This window comes from Nocardia sp. NPDC051756 (assembly GCF_040681495.1).
GTDB lineage: Bacteria > Actinomycetota > Actinomycetes > Mycobacteriales > Mycobacteriaceae > Nocardia.
Genome location: NZ_JBFAYV010000006.1, coordinates 126,551 through 150,703, shown reverse-complemented (window position 1 = coordinate 150,703; position 24,153 = coordinate 126,551). Strand labels below are relative to the sequence as shown.

Annotated in this window: 14 protein-coding genes; 4 read left to right on the top strand and 10 right to left on the bottom strand. The window is 67.1% G+C overall.

Features of this window, described 5'->3' with window-relative positions:
- Positions 1-2: 2 nt before the first annotated feature.
- From AB0M22_RS26995 to AB0M22_RS26970, 6 genes are read right to left on the bottom strand one after another with little or no spacing between them, the layout of a single operon-like run.
- Positions 3-479 carry a PaaI family thioesterase gene (locus tag AB0M22_RS26995; protein WP_364732376.1) on the bottom strand — a complete coding sequence of 159 codons (477 nt, stop codon included), beginning with the start codon at positions 477-479 and terminating at the stop codon, positions 3-5.
- Complete coding sequence (locus AB0M22_RS26990) at positions 469-1,248, bottom strand: alpha/beta fold hydrolase (RefSeq protein WP_364732373.1); 780 nt, start codon at positions 1,246-1,248, stop codon at positions 469-471. Before AB0M22_RS26990 ends, AB0M22_RS26995 begins: the two co-directional genes overlap by 11 nt.
- Positions 1,245-3,032, bottom strand: coding sequence for a long-chain-acyl-CoA synthetase (locus AB0M22_RS26985; protein WP_364732370.1), 1,788 nt, complete (start codon positions 3,030-3,032; stop codon positions 1,245-1,247). Before AB0M22_RS26985 ends, AB0M22_RS26990 begins: the two co-directional genes overlap by 4 nt.
- A gap of 1 nt (position 3,033) precedes the next feature.
- Positions 3,034-3,951 (bottom strand): SDR family oxidoreductase, encoded by a 918-nt coding sequence (locus AB0M22_RS26980; protein ID WP_364732367.1) that lies wholly within the window; start codon positions 3,949-3,951, stop codon positions 3,034-3,036.
- Between the two features lie 18 nt (positions 3,952-3,969).
- Positions 3,970-5,544, bottom strand: a complete 1,575-nt coding sequence (locus AB0M22_RS26975; protein ID WP_364732364.1) for an NAD(P)/FAD-dependent oxidoreductase — start codon at positions 5,542-5,544, stop codon at positions 3,970-3,972.
- A gap of 26 nt (positions 5,545-5,570) precedes the next feature.
- A complete protein-coding gene (locus tag AB0M22_RS26970; protein ID WP_364732361.1) occupies positions 5,571-14,021 on the bottom strand; it encodes an SDR family NAD(P)-dependent oxidoreductase in 8,451 nt (2,816 codons plus the stop codon).
- Between the two features lie 616 nt (positions 14,022-14,637).
- Between AB0M22_RS26970 and AB0M22_RS26965 the strand changes: the two genes are divergently transcribed.
- From AB0M22_RS26965 to AB0M22_RS26950, 4 genes are all read left to right on the top strand, one after another.
- Positions 14,638-15,273 carry a hypothetical protein gene (locus AB0M22_RS26965; protein WP_364732359.1) on the top strand — a complete coding sequence of 212 codons (636 nt, stop codon included), beginning with the start codon at positions 14,638-14,640 and terminating at the stop codon, positions 15,271-15,273.
- Positions 15,274-15,885: 612 nt separating this feature from the next.
- On the top strand, positions 15,886-16,428 hold the full coding sequence (locus AB0M22_RS26960; protein WP_364732356.1) for a hypothetical protein: 543 nt from the start codon (positions 15,886-15,888) through the stop codon (positions 16,426-16,428).
- Positions 16,429-16,431: 3 nt separating this feature from the next.
- The gene (locus AB0M22_RS26955) at positions 16,432-17,760 is read left to right on the top strand and encodes a DUF6545 domain-containing protein (protein ID WP_364732353.1); all 1,329 of its coding nucleotides are present in this window, start codon (positions 16,432-16,434) and stop codon (positions 17,758-17,760) included.
- A gap of 194 nt (positions 17,761-17,954) precedes the next feature.
- The gene (locus AB0M22_RS26950) at positions 17,955-19,430 is read left to right on the top strand and encodes an NAD(P)/FAD-dependent oxidoreductase (protein WP_364732351.1); all 1,476 of its coding nucleotides are present in this window, start codon (positions 17,955-17,957) and stop codon (positions 19,428-19,430) included.
- A gap of 19 nt (positions 19,431-19,449) precedes the next feature.
- On the opposite strand, the gene AB0M22_RS26945 is transcribed toward AB0M22_RS26950, so the two are convergent.
- From AB0M22_RS26945 to AB0M22_RS26930, 4 genes are all read right to left on the bottom strand, one after another.
- Positions 19,450-21,696, bottom strand: a complete 2,247-nt coding sequence (locus AB0M22_RS26945) for a hypothetical protein (protein WP_364732348.1) — start codon at positions 21,694-21,696, stop codon at positions 19,450-19,452.
- Positions 21,599-22,363 carry an AfsR/SARP family transcriptional regulator gene (locus tag AB0M22_RS26940; RefSeq protein WP_364732345.1) on the bottom strand — a complete coding sequence of 255 codons (765 nt, stop codon included), beginning with the start codon at positions 22,361-22,363 and terminating at the stop codon, positions 21,599-21,601. Before AB0M22_RS26940 ends, AB0M22_RS26945 begins: the two co-directional genes overlap by 98 nt.
- Before the next feature lie 12 nt (positions 22,364-22,375).
- Entirely contained in the window at positions 22,376-23,374 is a 999-nt protein-coding gene (locus tag AB0M22_RS26935) for a bile acid:sodium symporter family protein (RefSeq protein ID WP_364732342.1), read from the bottom strand.
- A gap of 164 nt (positions 23,375-23,538) precedes the next feature.
- On the bottom strand, positions 23,539-23,901 hold the full coding sequence (locus tag AB0M22_RS26930) for an STAS domain-containing protein (protein WP_364732339.1): 363 nt from the start codon (positions 23,899-23,901) through the stop codon (positions 23,539-23,541).
- Positions 23,902-24,153 lie beyond the last annotated feature (252 nt).

The window sequence follows — 24,153 nt, the reverse complement described above, 5'->3', positions numbered from 1 at the left end:
GGCTACTGGGCGGGAATCGGTAGAACCTGCACGGTGGACCGTGCGATCGCCACCAGCTTGTTGTCTTCGGTGTGTGCCTCGGCGTCGATGTAGATGGCCGTGCGACCCGGCTTGCGCACGGTCGCGGTCAGCCGCAGCCGCTGGCCGGGGAAGATCGCGCGCATGAAGTGCGTGGTCAGTTCCAGCGTGGTCGTCGGGCCGCGCGCGGTCAGGTAGCTCAGCGGGCCGATGAGGTTGTCGAACATCGCGGAAATGAAGCCGCCCTGCACGATTCCGACCGCGTTCGCATAGCTCGGCGGCGCCGCGGCCGTCGCGGTCAGCGACTTGTTCGGCACATACTCTTCGAACTGCATGTCCATGTCCTTCGCCGAGGGCGGAGGCAGCTGGAGGGTGACGCCGGGCGGGGTAAAGCTGCGAAAGAGCTCGATCGTGTATTCCAGGACCTTGTCGTTCCCGGTGATCGTGGCCTCATCGCTCATCTGTGCCTCCTCCGTTGCCGCGGCTGTGTTCCGCGGCGCTCAGAAATGATTCCCACATCGTGTTGAAACCAGGCGCGTGCTGGACGGCATGTCCAGCACCTGCCAAATGCACGCGCTCCGCGTCGAGCAGCGTGGCGAGACCATCGCACACTTGCTCGAGCGCGGGGTTGTGATCGCCGGAAAAAATCAGCGTCGGTACGCCCGCCTCGGTGATCGTCTCGAACCGCGGCGTGGCCTCGCGCGGGGAACGCAGCTTGCGGCCGAATTCCATTGCGTGCCTTATGTCGTCGCCGACGTTGGCCAGCATGCTCGGATCCACCCCGGACACCGCGAAGAACTCCGCCTCGGCCTGCTTGTCCTCCGGATGCTCGGCGAACCGATCGGACAGCGTCGCCAGCGCGCGCACCGATTCGTCGTCGGCGGCCGCGACCCAGAACGGGGCCTCGATCACGGTCAGCGACCGGACCAGATGGGGCAGCCGCTCGGCCGCGAGGACCGCGCTCAACCCGCCGTAGGAGAAGCCGATGAGATGCGCGCCGCCGGGGATTTCCTTGATCAGCTCGGCCAAATCGTCTGCGTCCGCGAGGAAGTCCTGCCAGGGCGCGGCCGGACTCGGCGGGAAGCCGCGGCGATTCGGCACGATCAGCGACCAGTTCTGCGCGAGCTGCTGCTGCGCGGCCCAGGTCATCGCCGCGGGCATGCCGCCGTGCACCAGCACGATCGGCGGGCCGGTGCCGGACCGGTGAATGACCAGTGGTTCCAATGTCATAACCGCTTAGTTCCTTCTGAAGTCATGGCCGCCTCCTTGTCCAGGGCAATGGCCGCGTAGCGCTCCGGTGTGAGCTCCTGGTAGACGCGCTCGCCCGCGTCCCGCACATAGATCGGCTCCCCTTCCCGCAGCGCGAAACCGTCGCGTTGCAGCGCCAGCTTGGCCAGTTTCAGCGTCGCCGTGGTTTCCAGCGTCGGACGGATCCGGATGAAGACCGGCCGTGCGTAGGGCGGCAACGCCGCATCGAGGTGCGCGGCCAGCGCCTCGCCGTCGAATCGAGCACCGTCGGCGAGCACGATGGCCGCCATCCCCGCGCGGCCTTCGCGGCCAGGTATCTCGACGCCGTACACGCTGGCGGCGGCGATGCCCGGCCACCGGACAAGCTGTTCCTGCACCTCGGTGGTGGACACATTCTCGCCCTTGTACCGGAACGTGTCACCCAGGCGATCCACGAAGAACAGATTCTTCTTGGCATCGATGCGGAACACGTCGCCGGTGTTGTACAGCGCGTCGCCCTCGTGGAAGGCGTTCGTGACAACCTTCGCGCGCGTGGCCTTTTCGTCGCGATACCCGCCGAACGGCGTGCGCTTGCGGATCGGCCCGAGCAGCACTCCGGTCTCGCCCGGCCCGCACGGAACCAGCCGTCCCGCGTCGCGGACGAAATCGTCGCGCTCGAAGTCCCATTTCGCCAGCTTGCCGCCGAGGCGCAGCTTGCCGACCGACCCGACTTCCCCGGCCAGGTTGATCGTGGCGATATTGCCCTCGGTGGACGCGTACATCTCGACGATGCGCGGTATCTCGAACCGGGTCTGCATCGCGGTCCAGATATCGGCCTGCAACCCCTGCCCGACCATCACCCGCACCCGATGCCCGCGTTCGCGATCGTCGGACGGCGTGTTGACCAGGTATCGGCACATCTCACCGATGTAGTTGAAGCCCGTCGCCTCGAAGCGGTGGATGTCGTGCCAGAACGTCCCCGCGGAGAACCGGCGGCCGAGGGCCAGCGTGGCGCCGTGCGCGAGCACGCTGGACAACGCGATCACCAACGCGTTGGTGTGGAACAGCGGCAGGCAGTTGTAGACGACGTCGCCCGGTTCGAGCCGCCAGGCGAGTGCGCCGGTGACCCGGCCGATGGTGGTCAACCGCTGGTAGCTCATCACCGCGGCCTTGGGCAGCCCGGTCGTTCCGCTGGTGAAGATGTAGGCGCCGGTGTCGCTGAGGGCGTGGGTGGTGGTCTCGACCGGATCGGTGGACGTCGCGCTCTGCACGAACCGCAGCAGACCAGCGGCGTCCCCGGCCGGCACCTTCCGATCCTCGTCCACCAGGCAGCGCTCGATCAGCCCGGGCGCCAACCGATTTCGCACCGCGAGGAACGCAGGCAGGCACTCCGTCCCGATGATCATCTGGTTCGCGCCGCACACCGAGATGGCGTGCGCGAGCCCGTCGCCGCGGGCCCGGGTATTCACCAGCGCCGCAACGACTCCGAGCTTGCCCGCGGCCAGGTAGTGCCAGACGAACTCGGGCCGGTTCTCCATCAGCAGGGCGAGGGTATCGCCCTTACGCACGCCGGCGGCCCGGTAGGCGTGGGCGATCCGGTTGACTATGCGATTGGCCTGCGCGTAGTCGAATTGCTGGTCCTCGTAGAGCAGGAACGGGCGCGCCGCGTGACTCGCCTGCCTGCTTCTGCGCTCGAGCTCGACGGCCAGCGTGCGGTTCGACCCGGAGCCTTCGAGCAGGCCCCGGGCGAGCGTTGTGTACGACTGGATTCGATGAGTCAGCGACACCCTATGCGCCCTCCGAAAGGTTCGCCGCGCCGGCCGGTTTCACGGCCGTCATTGCGGCGAAGTACTTTTCCCGCGCTTGGTCGGCGAGACGGTCCCAGCGCTCCCAGGTCATCGGAGTCGGCTCCCGATCGGGGACGACCCGGTACTGCGACAGATCCTCGACGCCCTTGTACTGCGCGAGGATCTCGTCGTCGACCAGCGCGTTGCCAGTGAACTTTGCCGGATCCTGTTCCAGCACAGCGAGAATGGCGTCGACGACGATGTCCTCGGTGCGCCAGTCCGCGGGGCTGCCGATGCCGAGGTTCTGCGTCGCCAGCGTGCCGATGAGCGTGCGCGTCCAGATGGCGTTGCACGCGATGCCCGACCCGGCCAGCTCCTGGGCCAGGCCGAGCGCGAGCATGGTGGCGTTCAGCTTGGACGCCATGTAGGCGACCTTGCCGCCGACATGCTCGGTCACGGCCGGGTCGAGCGGCGGGCTCAGGTTGACGATGTGACCCCACTCCCGTTGCCGCATATGCGGAAGGCAGTAGTGCGCGAGCAGGAACGGCGCGCGCGAATTGATGTCCATCACCAGGTCGAACCGCTTCTGCGGGGTGGCCTCGACCGCCTGGATCCACATCGCGCCGGCATTGTTGATCAGGAAATCGACCCGGCCGAACTCCTCGATCGTCCGGTCGACGACGTGCTTCAGGTCCGCGTCGGCGCGAACGTCGCACCGCAGTCCCAGCGCCCGGCCGCCGAGCGCCTCGATCTCCCGGACCGTGTCCGGCACACTGCCCGGCAGGCGGCCGCCGCTTTCCATGGTCTTCGCCGCGACGACCACCGCCGTGCCCCTGCTCGCCAACGCAAGGGACAGCGCCTTACCGATACCGCGGCTACCCCCGGTAACGATCGCTACTCTGTCCTCGAATTGCGTCAAGTTCCTTCTCCTGGTTGGTTATTGCGCCGAAGCCTGCAAGGCCGGTTCGGCCGGCGCCCGCACCGGCAGCTCGATCCGGGCGGCGATTTCCCGCTCGAACGAGTCCGCCCAGGACTCCAGCCGATCGACATTGCGCCGCATGTCCCGGAAGGTCTGCTCGGCGGTCTTGTCGGTCAGCAGGTCCAGGTGCAGCTGCGCGCAGATCGGCACCTTGCTGTACTCGACGAACAGGTACTTGTCCGGCTGCGGGGCCTGCGCCGCGAACGCGCGCAGGTTCGACTGCATCCGGGTCTGGATGCCGTGGAATCGGGACGCGATCGGATGGAACTCCGCCGCCGCGTCCGGGCTCTTGAGCAAGCCGCGGAACAGCATCTGCGACGGCAGCGCCCAGTAGAACGAGGTGTCCCACATGACCTTGGTGAACATGGCCGGCGCGTGCCCGAAGATCGGGTAGTTGCCGTTGTACATGGCCAGGTAGTTCGGCCAGAGGTCGTCGAGCAGCAGCTTGTTGTAGGTCTGCGCGACGTCCTGGGTCAGCTGGCCCTTGCGGTCCAGCTCGATCATCCGCGTGGTGATGGTGTTGGTGTAGGCGATGTAGTCCGAACCCGGGCTGTAGAACGCGTCCAGGAAGACCGCCGCTTCACCGACGCAGGACCACCGGTTGTGCGAAAACACCTGCGTCGACGCGTAACTCGCGTTGCGCAGCACCAGGAAGTCGAGCAGCTCGGCGTTCTCGGTGAACTTGGCCAGCGTCGGCTCGTGCTCGGCAATCCATTGCTTCGCTTTGGTTTCCGTCGAGTAGGTCCGGAACGGATGGATCGCCTCGTCGGTCACGATGCCGATGCTCGTGTTGCCCGAGGACAGCGGGATCATCCACACCCAGTACCCGGTGCCCATCAGGTGATTGGTGGAAAACCACCGGCGCTCCTGGGTTTTCGGCTGCCAGGTCGGGCTCTTGGCCTGCGCCATCACCTCGACGTCGTACTCGCCCTTGAGCCGCCACCAGGCCGCGTTGATCTTGTGCGGACTCGGAGCGCCGAGGCCGAGCTTGCGCTGGATCAGCTTGTGCCGCCCCGAGGCATCCGCGACGAAGCGCGCCCGGACCGTGTGCTCGAGCCCGCCGACCTCGTAGTGCACCACGTGATCGTCGTCGCCGTCGGCCAGCTCGACATCGGTGACCTTGGCCTGCTCGATCAGGTCGATGCCGAGATCCTTGGCGCCGTGGCGCAGATCGCGCTCGAAGATGCCGCGGTCCACCTGGTAGGACGGCACCCGGGGGAACCGTCGCGCACCGATCTCGGGCCGCGCCTCGAACGGGCCGTGCTGATCGCCGAAGAACAGGCGGAGCCCGAGCTTGTGCAGGTGCTGCTTGTTGAAATACCCGGTGAGGCCGAGCTGTTCGGTGAAGTAGTGCGCGCCGCCCTCGACGGTCGCCTCCCCCACCTTGTAGGCGCCGTCGGGGATGTCGCCCGCGGTCCGCTCCAGCACCAGCACCGTGAGGTCGGGCATGGTCCGCTTCAGCTGCCGGGACAGGGTCAACCCTGCCAGGCCGCCACCGCACACCACTACGTCGTAACGTTCGACCGGTTTCATCATTTTTCTCCGTTCGAGCTACTTGCTCAGTCCTCGATCACGAGGCTGGTGAAGGTCGGGAAGCTGTCCTCGGCGGACAGTTCGTCGGCGATTGTCCGCATCACCTGTGCGCTGGGGTTCTGGATGAACAGGTGGCCACCCGGCACGGTGGTGAGTTCGAACCTGCCGCTGGTCAGCTTCTCCCAGCCTTGGAGCTGATCAACCTCGAACAGATGGTCGTCGGCGCCGCGCAGAACCGTGATCGGCGCCCGCAACGCGACACCGTGTTCGAACCGGTAGTCGCCGAGCATCTTCAGATCCGCCCGGACCGCCGGCATCATCGGCTTGACCGATGCCTCGTCCTCGACGGGTATCGCGAGCAAGTCGTTGTCCCGCAACACCTCCAGCACCCGGCTGTCGGATTCGCGATCCATGTCGAAGCCGTCGCGAATGTGCTTGAGGTTGCGCACGTAGCTTTCCACCAGCGCCGGCGACGGCCAGCCGCCGATGATCAGCTTCAGCGGGACTTCGGCGTAGTTCTGCTCGAGGTACTTGGTGAGCTCGTAGGCGAGCAGGCTGCCCATGCTGTGCCCGTAGATCGCGAAGGTGCGGTCCAGGTGCGGCAGCATGGCGTCGGCCAGCTCCTCGATGAACGCGGGCATCGAGTCGATCGGCACCTCGTTGACCCGGTCCTCCCGACCCGGGTACTGGATGCCCACCACCTCGACGGTGTCCGGCAGGAAGTTCGGCCACGGCGTGAACACCGAGGCGCCGCCACCGACGAACGGGAGCGCGAACACCCGCAGCGAGGCCGTGCTGGAACGTCCCTTCACGGTATGGATCCAGCGTTGCGTGCCTGCCGCTTCCGCCGCCGCCGCGATCATCGCCGACCCGTCGCCGAACACCTGGGCCAGGACCTCCGAGGCGAGCTCGACAAGCGTCGGTCCGCGCATCAGGCCCATGGTCGGGAAGTCGATGTCCAGATGCTTGGCCAGCGCGTTGCGGATCTGACCCGCCATCAGCGAGTCCATGCCCAGGTCGGTCAGCGCGACATCGTGCGCGAGCCGGTCGATCGGCATGTCGAAGATCCGGGAGATCTGCTGCGAGAGCGCCTCCACCAGCCGTGGCTGCCGGGAACCCTCGTCGAGCTCGAGCAGTTCGGCCCGCAGTCCCTCGGTGCCACCGGTGCTGGCGGAGCCGACGCTGTCGGCCAGGGCCAGATGGGCAAGCCGCGGCGAGCTGCGGATGATCGGCATGACCTGGTTCATCTTCGCCCAGTTGACGCCGAACACGCTGGTGCTGGTGACCCCCTGGGCCAGGCAGCGACCGATGAAGTCGAGTGCGTGGTCCGGCGAGATCGGTGTCCAGCCGAGTCGAGCCAGGGTGTCGAGCTTGTTCCGGGCGACGAACCCGACCTCGGCCATCGCACCCCAGTTGATCGTCAGCGCAGGCAGTCCGCGCTCCCGGCGATGCGTGGCGAGGGCTTCCAGGAAGCCGTTGGCCGCCGCGTAATTCGCCTGGCCGGGGGTGCCGACGTTCCAGCTCATCGAGGAGAACATGACGAACGCGTCGAGATCGAGGTCCAGCGTGTGGTTGTGCAGGTGCCAGGCGCCGTCCACCTTGGGCTGCACGGTGCGCAGGAACTGCTCCTCGGTCATGCCGGCCAGCGGTCCGTCGGTCAGCACCATTGCGGCGTGGTAGATCCCCCGCAGCGGCGGCAGCTCCGCGATCCGTTCCAGCAGCCCGACCACCTCGGTCTCGATGGAGACGTCGGCGCGTTCGAGCACCACGTTGACCCCGAGGGTCCGCATCGCCTCGATCGGCTCCTCGTTCTCCTCGTCGATCTGCGCGCGCCGCCCGACCAGCACGACCGTGCGGGCGCCCTTCTCCACCAGCCACTCCGCGGTCCGCAGGCCGAAACCGGTGTAACCACCCGTGATCAGGTAGGTGCCCTCGGCATCGACCACATCGTCACCGCTGGAGGTCGGGTGAATCAGCAGCTCGGTGTCGGGCTGGTACTCGACGACGATCTTGCCGATCTGCTTGGCCGTCACCATGTACCGGAACGCGGCGGCCACCTCGGTGGCGTCGAAATCGGTGTGCGGCAAGGCGGGCAGCCTGCCCGCGGAAACCGCCTCGAGCACCTTGGTCATCGCCTCGCGGCACAGCGCCGGGTCTTCCTCCAGCAGTCGATCGATGTCGATCGCGGAGTAGCTCAGGTTGTTGCCGAACGGCTTCAGGCCCAGCTTGTAGTTGTCGTAGATGTCCTTCTTGCCGATCTCGAGGAAGCGTCCGCGTGGACGCAGCAGCTCGAGGCTCTTCGGAATCGTCTCGCCCTGAAGCGAATTCAGCACGATGTCGACACCGTCGTAACGCTGCTTGATCTCCTGGGCGAAGTCCAGCGAACGCGAGTCGAAGACATCGGCGATCCCCAGCGAGCGCAGGTAGTCCCGCTTCTCCTCGCTGCCCGCGGTGGCGACGACTGTCGCACCGAAGGATTGGGCGATGTGCACCGCGGCCAGTCCGACACCGCCGGCGGCGGCGTGCACCAGCACCCGGTCGCTCGCACGCAGCCTGCCCACTTCCACCAGCGCGTACCACGCGGTCAGGTAGGCCATCGGCAGCGTCGCCGCCTCGACATCGGACAGGCTCTCCGGCGCCGCGTAGACCCGCCGGGCGTCGGCGACCACCAGGTTGCCGAAGCAGCCGCGGGTGAAGGCGACGACCCGATCGCCGGGCGCCAGCCCGTCCACGTCCGGTCCGACCTGGGTGACGATGCCCGCGCATTCCACGCCGAGGTTGTTCTCGTAGAGACCACCGAAAGTCGCACCCGCGGAGAGCATTCCGAGGGTCAACATGATGTCGCGGAAGTTCAGGCCGGTGGCCAGCGGCCGGATGGCCACCTCGCCGCGATCGAGGAAGGGCAGCTCCTGCCGTTCGTAGCGCAGCTGCTCGACCCCGGGCTCGGTGGGCACCGCCAACGCGAACGGGGTGTCGTCGGAGACGCGGGCCGGGATCGCGACCGAGGCCTCGAACTCGGCCAGCGAGACATGCTCGAGGCGATCGATGAAGCGGGTGTCCCCGCGGAACGCGATCTCCTCATCGGCCGTGTCCACGTGCAGCAGTTCGTCGAAGAGCTGCGTGGCCCGCTGCGCGGCCGGAGCCGCCGGGTCGAAGTCGAAGATCTTCGCCCGCAGGCTGCTGTGCTCGCTCAACAGCACCCGCAGGATGCCCCAGCTCGGAACCTGACTCAGCGCAACGTGTTCCGCCCGATCCAGGACGTGGGCGCCCGAGGTCGCGATCCACAACCGCGGCGCCTGCGTCCATTCCAGCTCCTCGACCGCCTGGGCCAGCGCGATCACGCTGTAGGCCCCGTCGGACTCGACCGCGGGCAAGGCCGCGGTGGTCAGCTCGGCCTCGGCGAAATCGAGGTTCCACAGGTGCAGGACGCCGGCCACGTCACCGTCGTCGGTCCGCACCAGCTCGAGCACCCGTTGCAGATCCGCGCTGCTGTTGGCGCGCACCCGGAAGTTGGTGGCGTCGATCTGCTCGAATTCGTCACCGCGCGTGACGATCACGCCGGACGCGCCGGCCTCGGCCAGCAGGGCGGCGTAACCGTCGCCGACACCGTCCGCGTCCGCGAGCACCACCCACGGCGCCTGCGCGATCCGCGGCTGATGCGGCTCCAGATCAACGGCTTTGGCCCGGGCCAGGATCACCGAGTTACCGGTCTCCTCCGGCGTGGCCATGTCCGAGAAGATCTGCACGCCATGGAAACCGACGGTGGGCAGGAACTCGCGCCACGTCGCCTCCCGCATCAGCGGGTAGTCCGGCCGCAGGCCGTGGTCGGCGAAGGCCCACCAGCCCTCGGTCATGCCGAAGGTCAGATCGACCCAGTGCGGCGGCACCGTCGCCTCGACGACCAGCAGCAGACCGTTCGAGGTCAGCAGGCGCTGGGCGTTCTCCAGGGTGGCGGACAGACTCGCGGTGGCGTGCACGACGTTCGAGGCAACGACGATGTCGTAGTAGTGCAGGTCGAAGCCCTGCTCCTCGATGCCCTTCTCGATATCGAGAACCCGGTAATCGATGAAGTCGTATTCGCTGAACCGGTGCCGTGCCTTGCCGAGGAACAGGTGGGTGATGTCGGAGTACACGTATTCCGCACGGTCAGCGGGCAATTCGGACAGCACATACGGCGTGGTGCCGCCGGTGCCCGCACCGATCTCCAGCACCCGGATGGGGCGGTCGCTCGGCAGATCGCGCACGCACTCCGCGACCACGTTGCTGACGATCCGGTTGGCCTTGCCGAAGGAGAACGACGGGCCGTAAAGGTCGGCGACCGACTGGAATTCGTCCTCCGGGAAGATCAGCTCGATCGGGTTGACGTCGTCGCGCAAGACCGCGTCCAGCTCCGTACCGCAGCGGCGCAGCACCGCGAGTTCGGGCTCGTACAGATCGGGGTACTTGGCCTGCACTTCGGCGAGCATCGCCGCGGTGTCGACCCGGTCGGGTACGACCAGCACCCGCCACGCGTCGTCGTCCTGCTCGACGATTCCGTGCAGCGCAAGCAGTTCCAGCACGCGGCCGAGGTACCGGTGATGCTTGTCGTGCACCCCCATCTCGGCGGCGATCTCGGCCAGGCCGAAGTTGCGGGCGAGCACGAACTGCATGCCCAGCTTGTAGAACGCCTCGGTCACGTAGCCGATGCACAGCTCGTTCATCTCCGCCTCGGCGACCGCGTGGTAGTCGCGGTTGACCGACCAGTTCCGCAGCTCGTCGATCAGCGGGGCGACAGCGGTGTCGAGATCCGCCGGTGCGGGCAGGAACTCGGCGGGCGTGCGGGTCTTGGTCCGCATCCGCTCCGGGTGCCAGCGGAATTCGTAGAGCCACTGCAGCAGGGCGTCGCCGTCCTCGGCGGTCGTGGTGATCGACTTGCCCCGGAAACCTTCGAGTTCTGCTACGAGCGTCCCGTCCTCATTGACGATCCACAGATCACCGTGGCAGTACGCAATGTCGTCGCTGACTTGCGCGCGCCCGTAGCAGTACACGCGGCCCTTGGCTTTGCCGTAGAAGCTGAGCCGCTTGACCTCGACCGGAAGGTAGAGCGTCTTGTCCTCGCTGTTCGGGTCGTTGCCCATCGAGATGGACAGCGACTGGAAGCAGGAGTCAAGGACCGCCGGATGGATCGCGTGCCGGGGCGCCTCGTCCGCGAGGGCGGCCGGCGTGTCGATCCGCCCGAGCGACTTGAGTTCGGCGTACCCGAGCTTGGTGATCGCCTTGAAGGTCGGGCCGAGCATCAGGCCGTTGTTGCGGAGCTTGGCGAAGACCTTCGCCGGCTCGATCTCGAACGGGCACTCCGCCTCGAGCTCGGCGAAGGGCACCGGAAGCTCGGTGTCGGGCGCGCCGCGGCGTAGGGTGCCGACCGAGTGCAGCGTCCAGTCCTTGTCGCCGTCCTGGCGGCTGAACACCGAGTAGTGCATCGACTGGGTCAGCACGACCTGTACGACGGGCGCCGGGCGGTCGTCGAAGACGAACAGCGCGCGGCGGAACTCGACCTCCTCGAGCGTGTACAGGCCGGCGCCGAACGCGTCCTGCGCGCAGCCGAGCACCATGTCCAGGTAAGCCGCACCGGGGAAGACGATGGGGCCCTGCACGCGGTGATCGTCGAGCCAGGGGAACCGGTCCGGGTCGAGCACGATCTCCCAGACGTGCTTGTCCGGCTCGTCCGCGACCCGGCCCTGATCACCGACGAGCGGATGGCTGAGCGCCGGGAAGCGCCGCTCGCGCGCCGAAGTCGATTCCAGCCAATAGGTTTCGCGCTGCCACGGGTAGAACGGCAGCTCCACGCGCCCGTCGATCCCGGCGAACAGGGTGGCCCACGAGGGCTCGATTCCGGCCACGTACAGCGCGCCCAGCGAGGACAGCAGGGTGGCGCGGTCGCTCTGCTTGCGGTGCAGCGACGGGACGGCGAGACCCTCGACGTGGCGCTGCTCGAGCAGCTCGCCGATGGCGGTGGCGTGGATCGGGTGCGGGCCGAGTTCGATGAACGCCAGGTGCTGATCCTCGATCAGGCGATCGATGGTCGGCGCGAACTTCACCGGCTCGCGCACGTTGTGCCACCAGTATTCGGCGTCGAGCCCGCCGGTCGGCACGATGTCCGCGGAGACCGTGGAGTACATCGGAACCGTGGCCGGGCCGGAGGTGAGCCCGTCCAGCGAGGAGATCAGCTCGTCCTTCAGCGGATCCATGTGGTGGCTGTGGAACGCCACGCTGACCTGAAGCATGCGGGCGAAGATCTTCTCCGCGCTCAGCTCGCGCTCGATCTCTTCGAGGGCGTCCGGATCACCGGCCAGGGCAACGGATTCCGGGCCGTTGAGCGCCGCGATGGCGACGCGTCCGGTGTAGCCGGCGACCCGCTGCTCGACCTCGGCGAGCGGCAGGCCGACGGCGAGCATCTTGCCCTTGCCCGAGGCCTGCTGCTGGACCCGGCTGCGGTGGAAGATGACCCGCACCGCGTCCTCGAACGAGAGCGCGCCCGAGACGTAGGCGGCGGCTACCTCACCGATGCTGTGACCGACCACGGCGGCGGGGACGATGCCCCAGCTCTGCCACACGGCGGCCAGACCGAGCTGCACCGCGAACACGGCGGGCTGGGCGATGAAGGTCTCGCCGATCCGGCTGTCGGCTTCGTCGCGAGCGAGTTCCTCCGACACCGTCCAGTCGGCGTACTTGCCCAGTTCGGCGTCGATGCGCTGCACCGTCTGCCGGAACACCTCGTTGGTCGCGAGCAGCTCGCGCGCCATGCCCCACCACTGCGGGCCCTGGCCGGAGAAGACGAACGCGATGGCTTGCGCGGCAGGCGCTTTCACGCCGGTGCGGACGGCCTCCGGGGCCGAACCGCGGGCAACCTCACGCAGGGTGTCGCGCAGCTCGCCGGTGGACGAGGCGGCGACGGCGAGGCGATGGTCGTAGTGCGCCCGCGACTTGGCCTGGGTGGCCGCGATGGCGGGCAGCGCGGTGCTCGACTCCTCCAGGAAGTCGGCGTAGCTCTCGGCGTAGGCCCGCAGGGCGTCCTTGGTCTTCGCGCTCAGCGTGAACAACACCGGCTCTTGCTCGGCGGCCTTGTCCTGCTCCGCTTTTGCGTCGTCCGGCTGCGCGATCGCATCCGGCGCGCCTTCCAGGATCACGTGCGCGTTGGATCCGCCGAAGCCGAAGGAGTTCACGCCAGCAAGGCGCGGCCGGCCATCCGGCCACGACTGCCGGGACTGGGCGAGCTCCAGACCCAGGTCCTTGAACGGGATTTCGTGGTTCGGCACCGCCCCGTGCAGGTTCGCCGGGATCACTCCGTTCTGCAGAACGAGGCATGCCTTGATCACGCCGGCGATGCCCGCCGCCGACTCGAGGTGGCCGAGGTTCGACTTCACCGCGCCGACGATGCACGGCCCGTTGCCATTTCGGCCGATGCCGAGCGCCTTGCCGAGTGCGCGCGCCTCGATCGGGTCGCCGACCGCGGTGCCCGTGCCGTGTGCTTCGACGAAGCCGATGTCGGAGGCCGCGACGCCGGCGTCGCGGCAGGCGTCGGCGATCATCTGGGCCTGCGCGTCCTCGCTCGGGACGGTCATGCCGTTGGTGCGGCCGTCCTGGTTGGTCGCGCTGCCGCGGATCACCGCGTAGATGCGGTCACCGTCGGCGACGGCCGCGGACAGCTTCTTGAGCACGATCGTGCCCGAGCCCTCACTGCGGATGTAGCCATCGCCGGTCTCGCTGAACGACTTCGAGCGACCGTTCGGCGACAGGAAGGTCCCCTGACTGAAGCCGATGGTCGCCTCGGGAATGAGCAGCGTGCTGACGCCGCCGACCAGCGCCATCGACGCCTCGCCGGAGCGAATGCTGCGACAGGCGAGGTGGATCGCGATCAACGACGACGAGCAGGCGGTGTCCACCGTCATACTCGGGCCGCGCAGGTCGAGCAGGTACGAAACCCGGTTGGCCACAATGCAATTGGTGACACCGGTCATCGTGTGACCGCCGATGAGGTAGCGGTTCTCCGGGTTCAGCTGGATGATGCCGTAGTCATGACCCGAAACACCAGCGTAGACAGCGGTTTTCGTGCCCGCCAGGTCTTCGGGCACAATTCCGGCGTCCTGCAACGCTTCCCAGGTCGTCTCCAGGAAGAGGCGCTGCTGCGGGTCGATCCGCGCGGCCTCGTGCGGCGTGATGCCGAAGAATTGCGCATCGAAGGAGGAGACGTCGTCGAGGTAGCCGCCGTCGCGGGTACGCAGGTGGCCGGGGCGGGCCGCGTCGCGATCGTAGAAGGCGGTGCCTGTCCACCGATCCTCCGGGACCTCCCGAACGGCATCCCGTTCGTCCAGCAAGAGTTGCCAGAAATCGCCTACATCGGAAACTTGCCCGGGGAATCGGCAACCGATTCCCACGATGGCAATGCCCTCGTGAGCGGTCGATTCGGCCTCATTCGAGGAGCTGTGCACAGAATCCATCGCATTACCTTCGTTTGTGAACACACATCTATCGACCACGCGGGCAACGTCGAAGTTGTTGCCCTCGAGTCGATCAGGATCCGTATCGACCATTCCCGCTCAGCGTGGCGATGCGCGCAACCGCGGCATCGATCGCAAGAGCGAGGCGATATCGAGCAGGCTGATTTGATTGTCGAGTTTCCGACCGGTTGCCGATATTGTGCGGACGGTCATGTTCCCCCCTCGAGGAACACGGCACTCCCCTTATTGCCGACTGCGATGTCGGCCCCCTTCGAACGAGACCTCGGCGGTCGGGCCGAGCCGTTCGAGCCCCGAGCAAGCGGCGAGTCATCGGCTATGAGCCGGCTGGACCGGTGAACGCGGGCAGGCATCATGGCGCTGGAAGTCGTTCTAATCGCGCTGAACTTCCACATGATCGGTGCCCACCTCACGCCTAGTGCCCAGATCCGCACTCATGTACCGAATTTAACTACCACAAGCACTCATGTCAACACATTCGTGTGCATCGGTGTGCGTCCATGCTCCGCAGATGCGCATCGTCGTGGACGATACTGCGACCCAGAGTGTGCCGTAAGGGCATGATCTTGCTATTGCGACCATGCATGAGTGGTGATGCGTGGGCACGATGACCATCTCTGCGCAAACAAGTGGTACGATCCTTCCCATGGGCGACGAATTGGGCGCCAGCGAGACCGTGAAGCGTAATAAAGTCGAGTCGGCTGGACAGCGGTTCGGACGGCAGCTGAAAGCGTTCCGGCAGCGAAATCTTCCCGATGATCTGGTAACTCACCAGCACATCCACGACCTCGGCGGTCCGACGCGCAATGTTCAGTCCCGCATCGAAAGCGGGCAGGTGGACACGATCAGCGCGACCACCGAGGCGAAGTACAACCGTGCGCTCGAGGCGCTCGGTCTGCCGGCCGGGAGCGCGACCTCGGCCCTCTACCACGGCGGCGTGCTCATGCCGCCCGCCGCCGAGCCGCCGCCCGCACCTGTGGCCACGCCGGACGACGACGATGTCGAGAGCGGCGTCAGCGCGTTGCAGAACCTGACCCGCAAGCACCGCTCGGTCGTGGATCTGGTCACCGAACTCGACCGCCTCGGCATCGAATTGAAGCGGGCGCGCAGCCACACCGAGGGCTACCAGCTGATCTTCCCCAAGACGGCGATCGACCGGCTGCTGCATGCCTTGCAGAACACTGCCGAGCCCGGACCGGCCGGCCACGAAGCCGACGGAGACGACATTCTCTGATACGGCGTTTCCGTCGTGTCTCCGACAGTATTTGAGACACAACATATTCGAGCACGTGTCACGTACCGGTCGGTGTCTCCCGAACCCCAGCTCAGCTAGGCCGACGGCCGTATCCGACTGCCTCCGCACACACCCGGACGCGGCCTGAAATTCGCTCGGGGACTTGCTCTTTCAACATTCGACTTGAAGTCATTCCAGACTCGCCAATCCCCCACATACGAGCAGGTCAAGGGCGTAATCTAGGGGCCATGACGGGAAAACTACGGCTACGTGAAGTCCGGGTGACAGGTAGGGTATAAGCCAGCCCGGCAAGTCGATTATGGCGAGTCGACGTGTGTCGACATGCGGGTCACTGAAGTTATCCGGACAATGGAGAATGTCGCGCTCCCCGTTGAGCGGATGACTTCGACGAACAACATTGCGCCGGCGGCAACGATGCCGCTGTTGCGCGCGATAACAAGGTGTGATCTCCAGGTGCTCGGGGGAGGAAATCGTGAACACAGACGATCCGCATTCCACCGGCCTTGTCGCAGCAGCTCGGACCAGCGTTTATGCCGACGAGCCGGACCTCACTGGCGCGGATCGCCTCGTTCGGACGAGGGGGCTGGTGAAATGTTGAAACTGTTCCGCCGCAAGGTCTCCGGCCTCGGATGGAAGCCCACCCGAGGCAAGATCTCCACGCGCGCCCGACTGCAGGCCGTGGTCGACAGCCTCGAACTGCCTGCCGACTGGACCATCGAAGAGTTCATCGCGTCGGTCGAGCGCACCCGTGGGCGGCGGATCGTGCGCCTGCTGCTGCCGCCGACCGCGCCGGTCGGACTGTGTGGCCTGTGGCTGGCCTGCAAAGGCTACGACGTGATCTTTCTTCGGCAATCCTCCGATCCCGCGGTCGAACTGCACGTAGCTTTGCACGAGGTCAGTCATATGTTGCTCGACCACGGACAAGATACGTCGCTCTCCGCGGTGGAGTGGTCGACCCTGACGAGCGGAGTGGCGCTGAATCACGAAATCGACCTCTCCACAGTGCGGGCCGCGCGCGGAGCCTCCAGCTACGCCTCCATCGAAGAGTACGAGGCCGAGCTGCTGGCGACCCTGATCGGCTTCCGCGCCAGGACCGTCGGTCCGCGGCGCGACCCGATGCTGAAAGAGCTGTAAAGCATGTGGCCACATGACCATCTGCCCGCCGGGATCACCATCTCCGCGACGGTGTTCATCGTTGTCATCACGCTGATTCGGCTCGCCCTGACCCTGCACACCTCCGTCTTCGGGCGAATGATCAACACCCTGCTCGGCTTCGACGCGGCGGCCGCCCTGCTGCGCGAACCGATCTTCGCCCGCCAGGTGGCGAAATTCGTGCCCGGCGGCCTGCCCTCGGTGTTCGACACCTGGCACTGGCTGACCGTGACGGCCTGGGCCTGTGGGCTCGGGATGGCGCTGCTGCACGAGAACGGGCCGGTGCGCTACCGGTCCCAGTTCAAGATCGTCATCGGGATCTCGGCGGCGATCGGGCTGGCGTTCCTGTTCCTCAGCGCGCCCGCCCGTAACCAGGGCATGACGTCCATCGCGGAGTACGGCGGCTGGCGATACGGCATCTACATCGGGCTGTATTCCGCTCTGCCCGTTATTGTTTCGGGTTACTACTACATACTGAAGGTCCGCGGCACGGTGTGGCGGACGACCACGCTGTGGGAGCGGATCACCGTCGCCGCCCTGGTCTGCTTCGGGGTGGCCAGCTCGCTGCCCGTGTGCATGATGGCGGTCTCGGTCGCATTGGACGCGGTGGGCGCGGGCAATGCGTTCACCCGCAACACCTACAACCTCGTCGCCGACGGATTCGCCTCCGGTGAGCCCGGGCTGTTCGTGTTCGCCGCACTTGTCACGGTGTACGTGCCGTCCGCGGTGCAGGCCGTCGTGCAGCAGCTGCGGCTGGATCGCGAATCACGGGCCGCGCGCCGGATGTATCCACTCTGGCGGGATCTGACCTCGGCCGCGCCGCAGGTCGTGTTCCAGCTGAAACGTGCGGACAACTGGAATGTTTCGCCGCAAGAGCGGCTGCACCGGCGGCGGATGGAAATCCACGACGCGGCCGAGATCGTCGCCCGATATGTACTGCCGCTGCCGAATGCGATCGACGACCTGATCGAGGCCACGGTGGACGAGGACGATCAGGAAGAGCTCCGGATGGTCGCCGAGCTGTTCCTGGCGGCCAAGCGGCTCACCGACGCCGGCGGCGAACCGGCGGGCGAACCGGCCGCACGCGGGGCGGACGTGCCGGACGAGCAGACGCTGCTGCGGTTGTGGCAGCCGACGAAGGCGCTCATCCACACGGCCGGGCACGGCTCCGATCGCCGAACACCCATCAGCGCAAGACGTTTCACCTCCGGCATGGTCAAGTCGGGCGCCATCACCGTGCCGGCGCCCAAGCCGGCCCGCAAGTCCAATGACCCGGCCGGGCTGGCCGAACCGGGCAATCGTTTGGCGGTGTGACCGGGCGGTCCCTCGCATGCACGCGCATGAACATTTTTCTGTACGTCGTGCGTTCTATTGTGGTGTAATCGTCTCGGTGCTCTTTGCCGAATCATTCGCTGGCAAATGTGCTTTACCGAGGGTCGAGGGCGACCCGTGTGCAGGCAGCACAGCGCACCGGCTGCCGAAAAGCGTTTAAGCAGTGAGAGGGAACCATGGCATCGAGCGACCGCGTGAGCCCGGAACAGCCGAACGTCCTGATCGTCGGCACCGGATTGGCCGGTGTCGGGATGGCGATCAAACTGCTGGAATCCGGTGAGCGCAACTTCGTCGTGCTCGAGAAGGCCGACGGCGTCGGCGGTGTCTGGCGGGACAACACCTATCCGGGCTGCGCCTGCGACATCATGTCGATGATGTATTCGTATTCGTTCGCGCCCAATACCGACTGGACCCGGATGTACGCCGGGCAGCCGGAGATCCTCGATTACATCCGGCGCGTGGTCAAGGATTACGAACTCGAACCGTATATCCGCTTCCAGTCCGAGGCGGTGTCCTACGAATTCGACGACGGCAGCGACCGGTGGGTGGTCCGCACCGCGGACGGCGACGAGTACCGCCCGCGCGCCGTGATCGCCGCGCACGGTGCGCTGCACAAGCCGCACATCCCGGAGTTCAAGGGGCGGGAGACGTTCACCGGTCCGGTGTTCCACTCCGCGCGCTGGGATCACTCGGTGGACCTGACCGGCAAACGCGTCGCGGTGATCGGCACCGGGGCCAGCGGCATCCAGCTGGTCCCCCAAATCGCCGATGCCGCAGCACATGTCGAGGTGTATCAGCGCAACCCGCACTGGGTGCTGCCGAAGCTGGACCGCCCGGTCACCGGGGCCGAGCAGCGCCTGTTCAAGCTCTTTCCCCGCGCGATGAAGGTCTACCGCAATGCCGCCTTCTGGCTGCACGAGGCGCCGGTCTACGGCTACTTCCATCCCCGCTGGAACTTCCTGCTCAAACGGATGGCGCTGCATCATCTGAAGAAGCAGGTCCCCGACCCGGAGCTGCGCGCGCAGCTCACCCCCACCTACACCTTCGGCTGCAAGCGAATCCTGTTCTCCGGCGACTTCTATCCGTCGTTGTCCCGGCCCGACGTCGACCTGGTGACCGCAGGCATCGAGGAGTTCACCGAGACCGGTATCCGCACCGCCGACGGCGAACTGCACGAGGCGGACGTGGTCGTGCTCGGCACCGGCTTCTCCACCGACAACCGCTGCGCCGGTGAGCACATCGTCGGCCGCGACGGGCTCACCATCCAGGACGCCTGGCGCGACGGCATGGAGGCCTACCTCGGCATGACCGTGGCGGGGTTCCCGAACTTCTTCATGATCATGGGCCCGAACTCCGGCGGCGGCGCGCAATCGATCCTGTTCCTGATCGAATCCCAGGTGCGCTACATCGTGCAATGCCTGCGGATGATGGACGATCGGGGTTCGACGCGGCTCGAGGTACACGACACCGTGCAGCGCGATTTCAACAACTGGCTGCACAGCAAGCTCGACCGATCCGTCTGGGTCTCCGGCGGCTGCCACAGCTGGTTCCTCGACCACACCGGCCGCAACCGCCAGTCCTGGCCGGGCACCGGCACGAGTTACTGGCGTGCCACCCGCCAACCGAAGGCCGAAGCCTTCCAACTGTCCTGATCTCGCCGGGAGCGGGAACTCACTGTCCGGAGGTCTGGCGGTCGGCTAGGCGGCGACGGACGGTGTCCAGTCGGCTGACGTAGCGCGGCCAGCCGAAGCCGGAGGCGGCGTGCGCGGCGGTCGTCTCGTCGACCAGGGTCGCCGCTGCCGTGAAATCGCCCTCCGCCCAGGCCAGCGCGGCGGCGACCGGGAGTGCGGCGAGCCAGGTGGTCTGGCCGTGGGCGGAATCGTCGAGTACGCGATCCAACAGGTCGCGCGCCTCGTCCAGCACGCCGCGCTCGATCAGCACGTCCGCGAGATCTATGTCGGCCGTGCCGATTTCCTCGCCCATGAGGCTGAGCGCGGTGCGGCAGTGCACCTCGGCGGCGTCGAGATCGCCTGCGGCCGCGGCGATCCCGGCCCGAACCTGTTCGGTGAGGGCGAGGATGTGGCTGTCGTCGAAGCGCTTGGCGTAGTCGTCGGACTCGGCGGCGCACGCCGCGGCCTCGGCCATCTGCCCGACGCCGAGCAACGCCTTGGCCAGATTGCTGAGTCCGCGGGCCAGGCCGTGCTCGTCGCCCTCGGCGCGGTCGATGTCGGCGGCTCGCCGATAGTTCTCTGCCGCCGATCGCGCGTCACCGGCGAACAATTGGGCGGAGGCGCAGGCATCGATGCACGCGGATTCGCGCTGGAGGTTCCCGGCCCGGCGCGCGTACTCCGCCGCCGTGAGCAAGGTCCGGATCGCGTGCCGATAGCGTGCGCGTTCGATATCGATGCAGCCGCGGCAGTAGTACACCGAGATGGCCACGAGTCCGCTGTCGGACGGGTCGATCAGGGTCGCCGCCTCGTCGAGCAGATCGGCGGCCTCGTCGAGTTTTCCGATCATCATCCAGTGAAAGGCCCAGCGGCTCAGTGCTTCCGCGCGGTCGGTCGCCGGGATATCGGCTCCGGTCAACAGCGGGGCGTAATAGTGCCCGGCTTGCGCGTACCAGGACCGCATCAGCCACGGCCGGTGCATGGCGATCGCCAGCTGCACCGCGGTGGCGGCGGCAGGCGTGCCGGGTGCCCGATCCAGGGCCTCGGCGATGTTCGGCCACTCGGCGAAGACCGCCGCGGCCCCCTCCGCGCTGCCGTCACCATGCGTCTCCCCGGCGCTGCGCACGTGCTCGAGGCACCATTGCGCATGCCGCGCGCGGGCGGCGGAGAGTTCGCCTTCGGCCGTCAGCTGACTCTGCGCATAGCCGCGAACGGTCTCGAGCAGCAAGCAACGCCGGTAGGTGCCGTCGGTCTGCACCGCGATCAGGTTGCGGTGTTCCAGCTCGGCCAGCGCGGTGGCGATCCGGTCCTGGCCGAGGTCGGCGGGCAGCACCGCGGCGACCGCGGCCGGCGGGAAGCCGCCGGCGAAGACCCCGATCCCGCGCAGCACGGATTGCGTTGTGGGGTCCAGGATCTGGTAGCTGCAATCCAGCGCCATCCGGAGCGAGGTGTGCCGGTCGCTGACGCCGTCCCTGGTGCCGCCGACCAGCAGTCGCAGCGTGTCCACGATGCGTTTCGCGAGTTGACTCATCGAGAGCGTGCGGGTGAGACCCGCGGCCAGTTCGATGCCGAGCGGCAGCCAGTCGACCGCCGCGCAGATCGCGACCGCGTCGGCTTGGACGGACTCGTCGAGGGTGATTCTGGCCCGATCGGCGAACAGCGTGAGGCTCGCCCGGCGATCCAGCGGGTGGACCAGCTGAACGACCTCCCTGGGACAGCCGAGCGGCCGCTGCGAAGTGATCAACGGAGTGAGGGCAGGCGCGGCCGCGGATAGTGCGGCGACGATGGCGGCGACGTCATCCGCCAGATGCTCCGCGTTGTCGATCAGCAGCAGTGCCCCGTTCAATTCGGCGGCCAGCAAAGGTATTTCGTCGCCCGGCGCGGCATCGACGCCGGCGGCCTCGGCGATGGCCTGCCCCACCAGATCACCCTGCCGCACCGCGGCCAGCTGAACGGTGACGACCCGGCGACCGCCGCGCGCAACCACGCGAGCGGCTTCCACGGCCAACCGCGACTTACCGCATCCGGGCCCACCGGTGAGCGTGACGGGTGCCGAGTCGGCCAGCTGACGAAGCAACTCGGGCAGCTCGCGATCCCGCCCGAGAAAGGATGTCAGTGGACCGGGAATGTCGGCGGCAGTGGATGTTTCGGCGTCAACCGGAGACGGGACAGTGCGACCGGGCAACGCCAAACGGAGCAGCGGATCGTGCCGCAGCATCCGCTGCTCCAGCGTGGCGGTCTCCGGCGTCACCGAGCCGATCGGTCACCGCCCGGCGCAAACGGTCGAGGCTGCTCAACGCATCCGCCTGTCGCCCGGTCCGATACAGCGCCAGCGCGTACAGCCTCCCCAGCGTCTCGTGCACCGGATGCGCGGCGACCAGCCGCGACAACTCGGTAACCACCTCATCGGCATCACCGGACTCCACCGCCGCCGCGATCCCGGCGGTGGTGAGTTCCAGACGCCAGGTGTCCAGCCGGCGTGCTTCGGCGACCAACGGCGCGGACCGCACATCCGCCAGCGTCTGCCCACGCCAGTGACCAAGCGCCGCAGCAACTTCCGCCCGCACCGCCGCATGATCGCCGGTCAACTCCGCGGCCCGCACCCGCGCGGACGCCGACTCGGCGGCAAGCAGATCCGACATGGTCGCGGTACACCGATACCCCGCAGCGGTCCGCTCGACCACATCGGCCTGCGCACCCAACGTCGCACGCAACCGGGACACGACACTCCAAAGGCGTTCCGCCGGCCGCCCCCTGACCTCGTCACCCCACAGCCCCTCCGCCAGCCGGCTATCCGGAACAGCCAACCCCCGCGCAAGCGCAAGACAAACCAAGGCCGCCCGCTCCAGCGGCCGATCCACCGCGATCACCACGCCGCCGGCGCGCACCACCACCGGACCCAAGATGAGTACTTCCATGGCCGACCGCCGTCAGCTCGCGGGTTTCGAGTCGTCTTCGGCGCGGGGAAACGGTTGGTACGACGCGGCTTCGCCGAGCATCGCCTCGGGGCTTCCGGCTACCGGGCCGAATCCGGCCACGGCGGAGACCTCGGGAACGTCTTGTGGATCCGGCCGGGGGTTGCGCCGGGTGACCAGCCACCCGAAACCGGCCGCCAGTGGGAAGATCGCGACGCCGTAAACCGCTGCGGGGATGGCCATTTCGGTGCTGTCCAGGACGCTGATCGCGATGGTGATGGCGATGACGCCGTTGTGGATGCCGACCTCCATCGAGCAGGCGATCGCCTGACGGCCCTCGACGCCGAGCACGCGCGGGACGAGGTAGCCGACGGTCAGGCTGATCAGGCAGAACAGGATCATCGCCACGCCGATCGCCCGGACGTACGGAACGATGTCGGCACGCTGGTCGATGATCGTCGCGCCGATCACCAGCGTCAGCGTGAGCGCGGAGCCGATGCGTACCGGCTTGTCCATCCGGTCCGCGAAGTTCGGCGACCAGCGCCGGACCAGCATGCCGAGCACGACCGGTATCAACACGATCGCGAAGACCTGAACGACCTTGCCGAACTGCAATCCCACCGTGGCCGCGCCGTCGGGGTCGAAGTATTCGATGGCGAAGTTGGTGATCAGTGGCACGGTGCCCACCGCGATCACCGAATTGACCGCCGTGAGCGACACATTCAGCGCGACGTCGCCGTGGAAGAGGTGGCTGAACAGATTCGCCGCGGTCCCGCCCGGCGACGCGGCGAGCAGCAGCACCCCGATGGCGAGCACCGGCGACGGGTCGAACAGCAGCACCAGCCCGAAGGCGATCGACGGCAACACCACCAGCTGGCAGATCAGCGCGATGGCAACGGCCTTGGGGTTCTTCGCGATTCGAGTGAAGTCCGCGACGGTGAGCGAGAGCCCCAAGCCGAACATGATCACAATCAGAACCAGCGGCAAACCCACCGAAATAAGCGCAGAGTCCATGGTGTCCTCACCATTCGATCGAACCCGTCGACAGACCAAAGACGCTGCCACCGGCCTGTCTCGGCGCCGCCGATACTCGCCCTCGCGGCGCTACGCGCAGAGACCAACTCCGAACCTGCCAGAAGTGCTGGGGCGACGCAAGATAGCGCCGGGCCGTTCTGCGGCTACTCGGTGACCGCCCGCAGCGCCATGTCCAACCGGGGATAGCACCCCACCCGCGCATAGGCGCCGGTCAGTTCGAACGCCCGTTGCGCCGGCCGGGTCGACACCACGACCGCGAACCGGCGCCGGTTGTCGTCGGCCCGTTCGGCGGCGCGCACGAGCACATCGACCCCGGCGAAGCCCAGGAACGCGACCTCGCTCATGTCCACCACCATCGCCGGAGTGCGTTCGCTGTCGCGCACAACACGATCCAGCAACGGCGCGGTGGCCAGGTCGAGTTCACCGATGACGGACAGCAAACGCAGACCCGGTCGCGGCGTCTCGCCCCGAATGCGCAGCTGCCCATGCGAGAACACACCGACCATGGATGGTGGATGGTTATGCGACAGCAGCCGTCGAGACATTCGCGGCCGCCGCGGACTTACCTGATTCGCCATGCACAACGCTCCGGGTCAGCGCCGAACGGACCTGCCGCCCAGCGTGATCGGGTGTAGCCCCGACCCGGGCCCCGCCGAGGCGGGAATGCGCGAGCCAACAACTACCGTTGGCTCGTGTCTGAACCTGTCCGCAAAAGTACCCGCGTCCGCGTTCGAACACAACAGCGACTGGTCAGCATC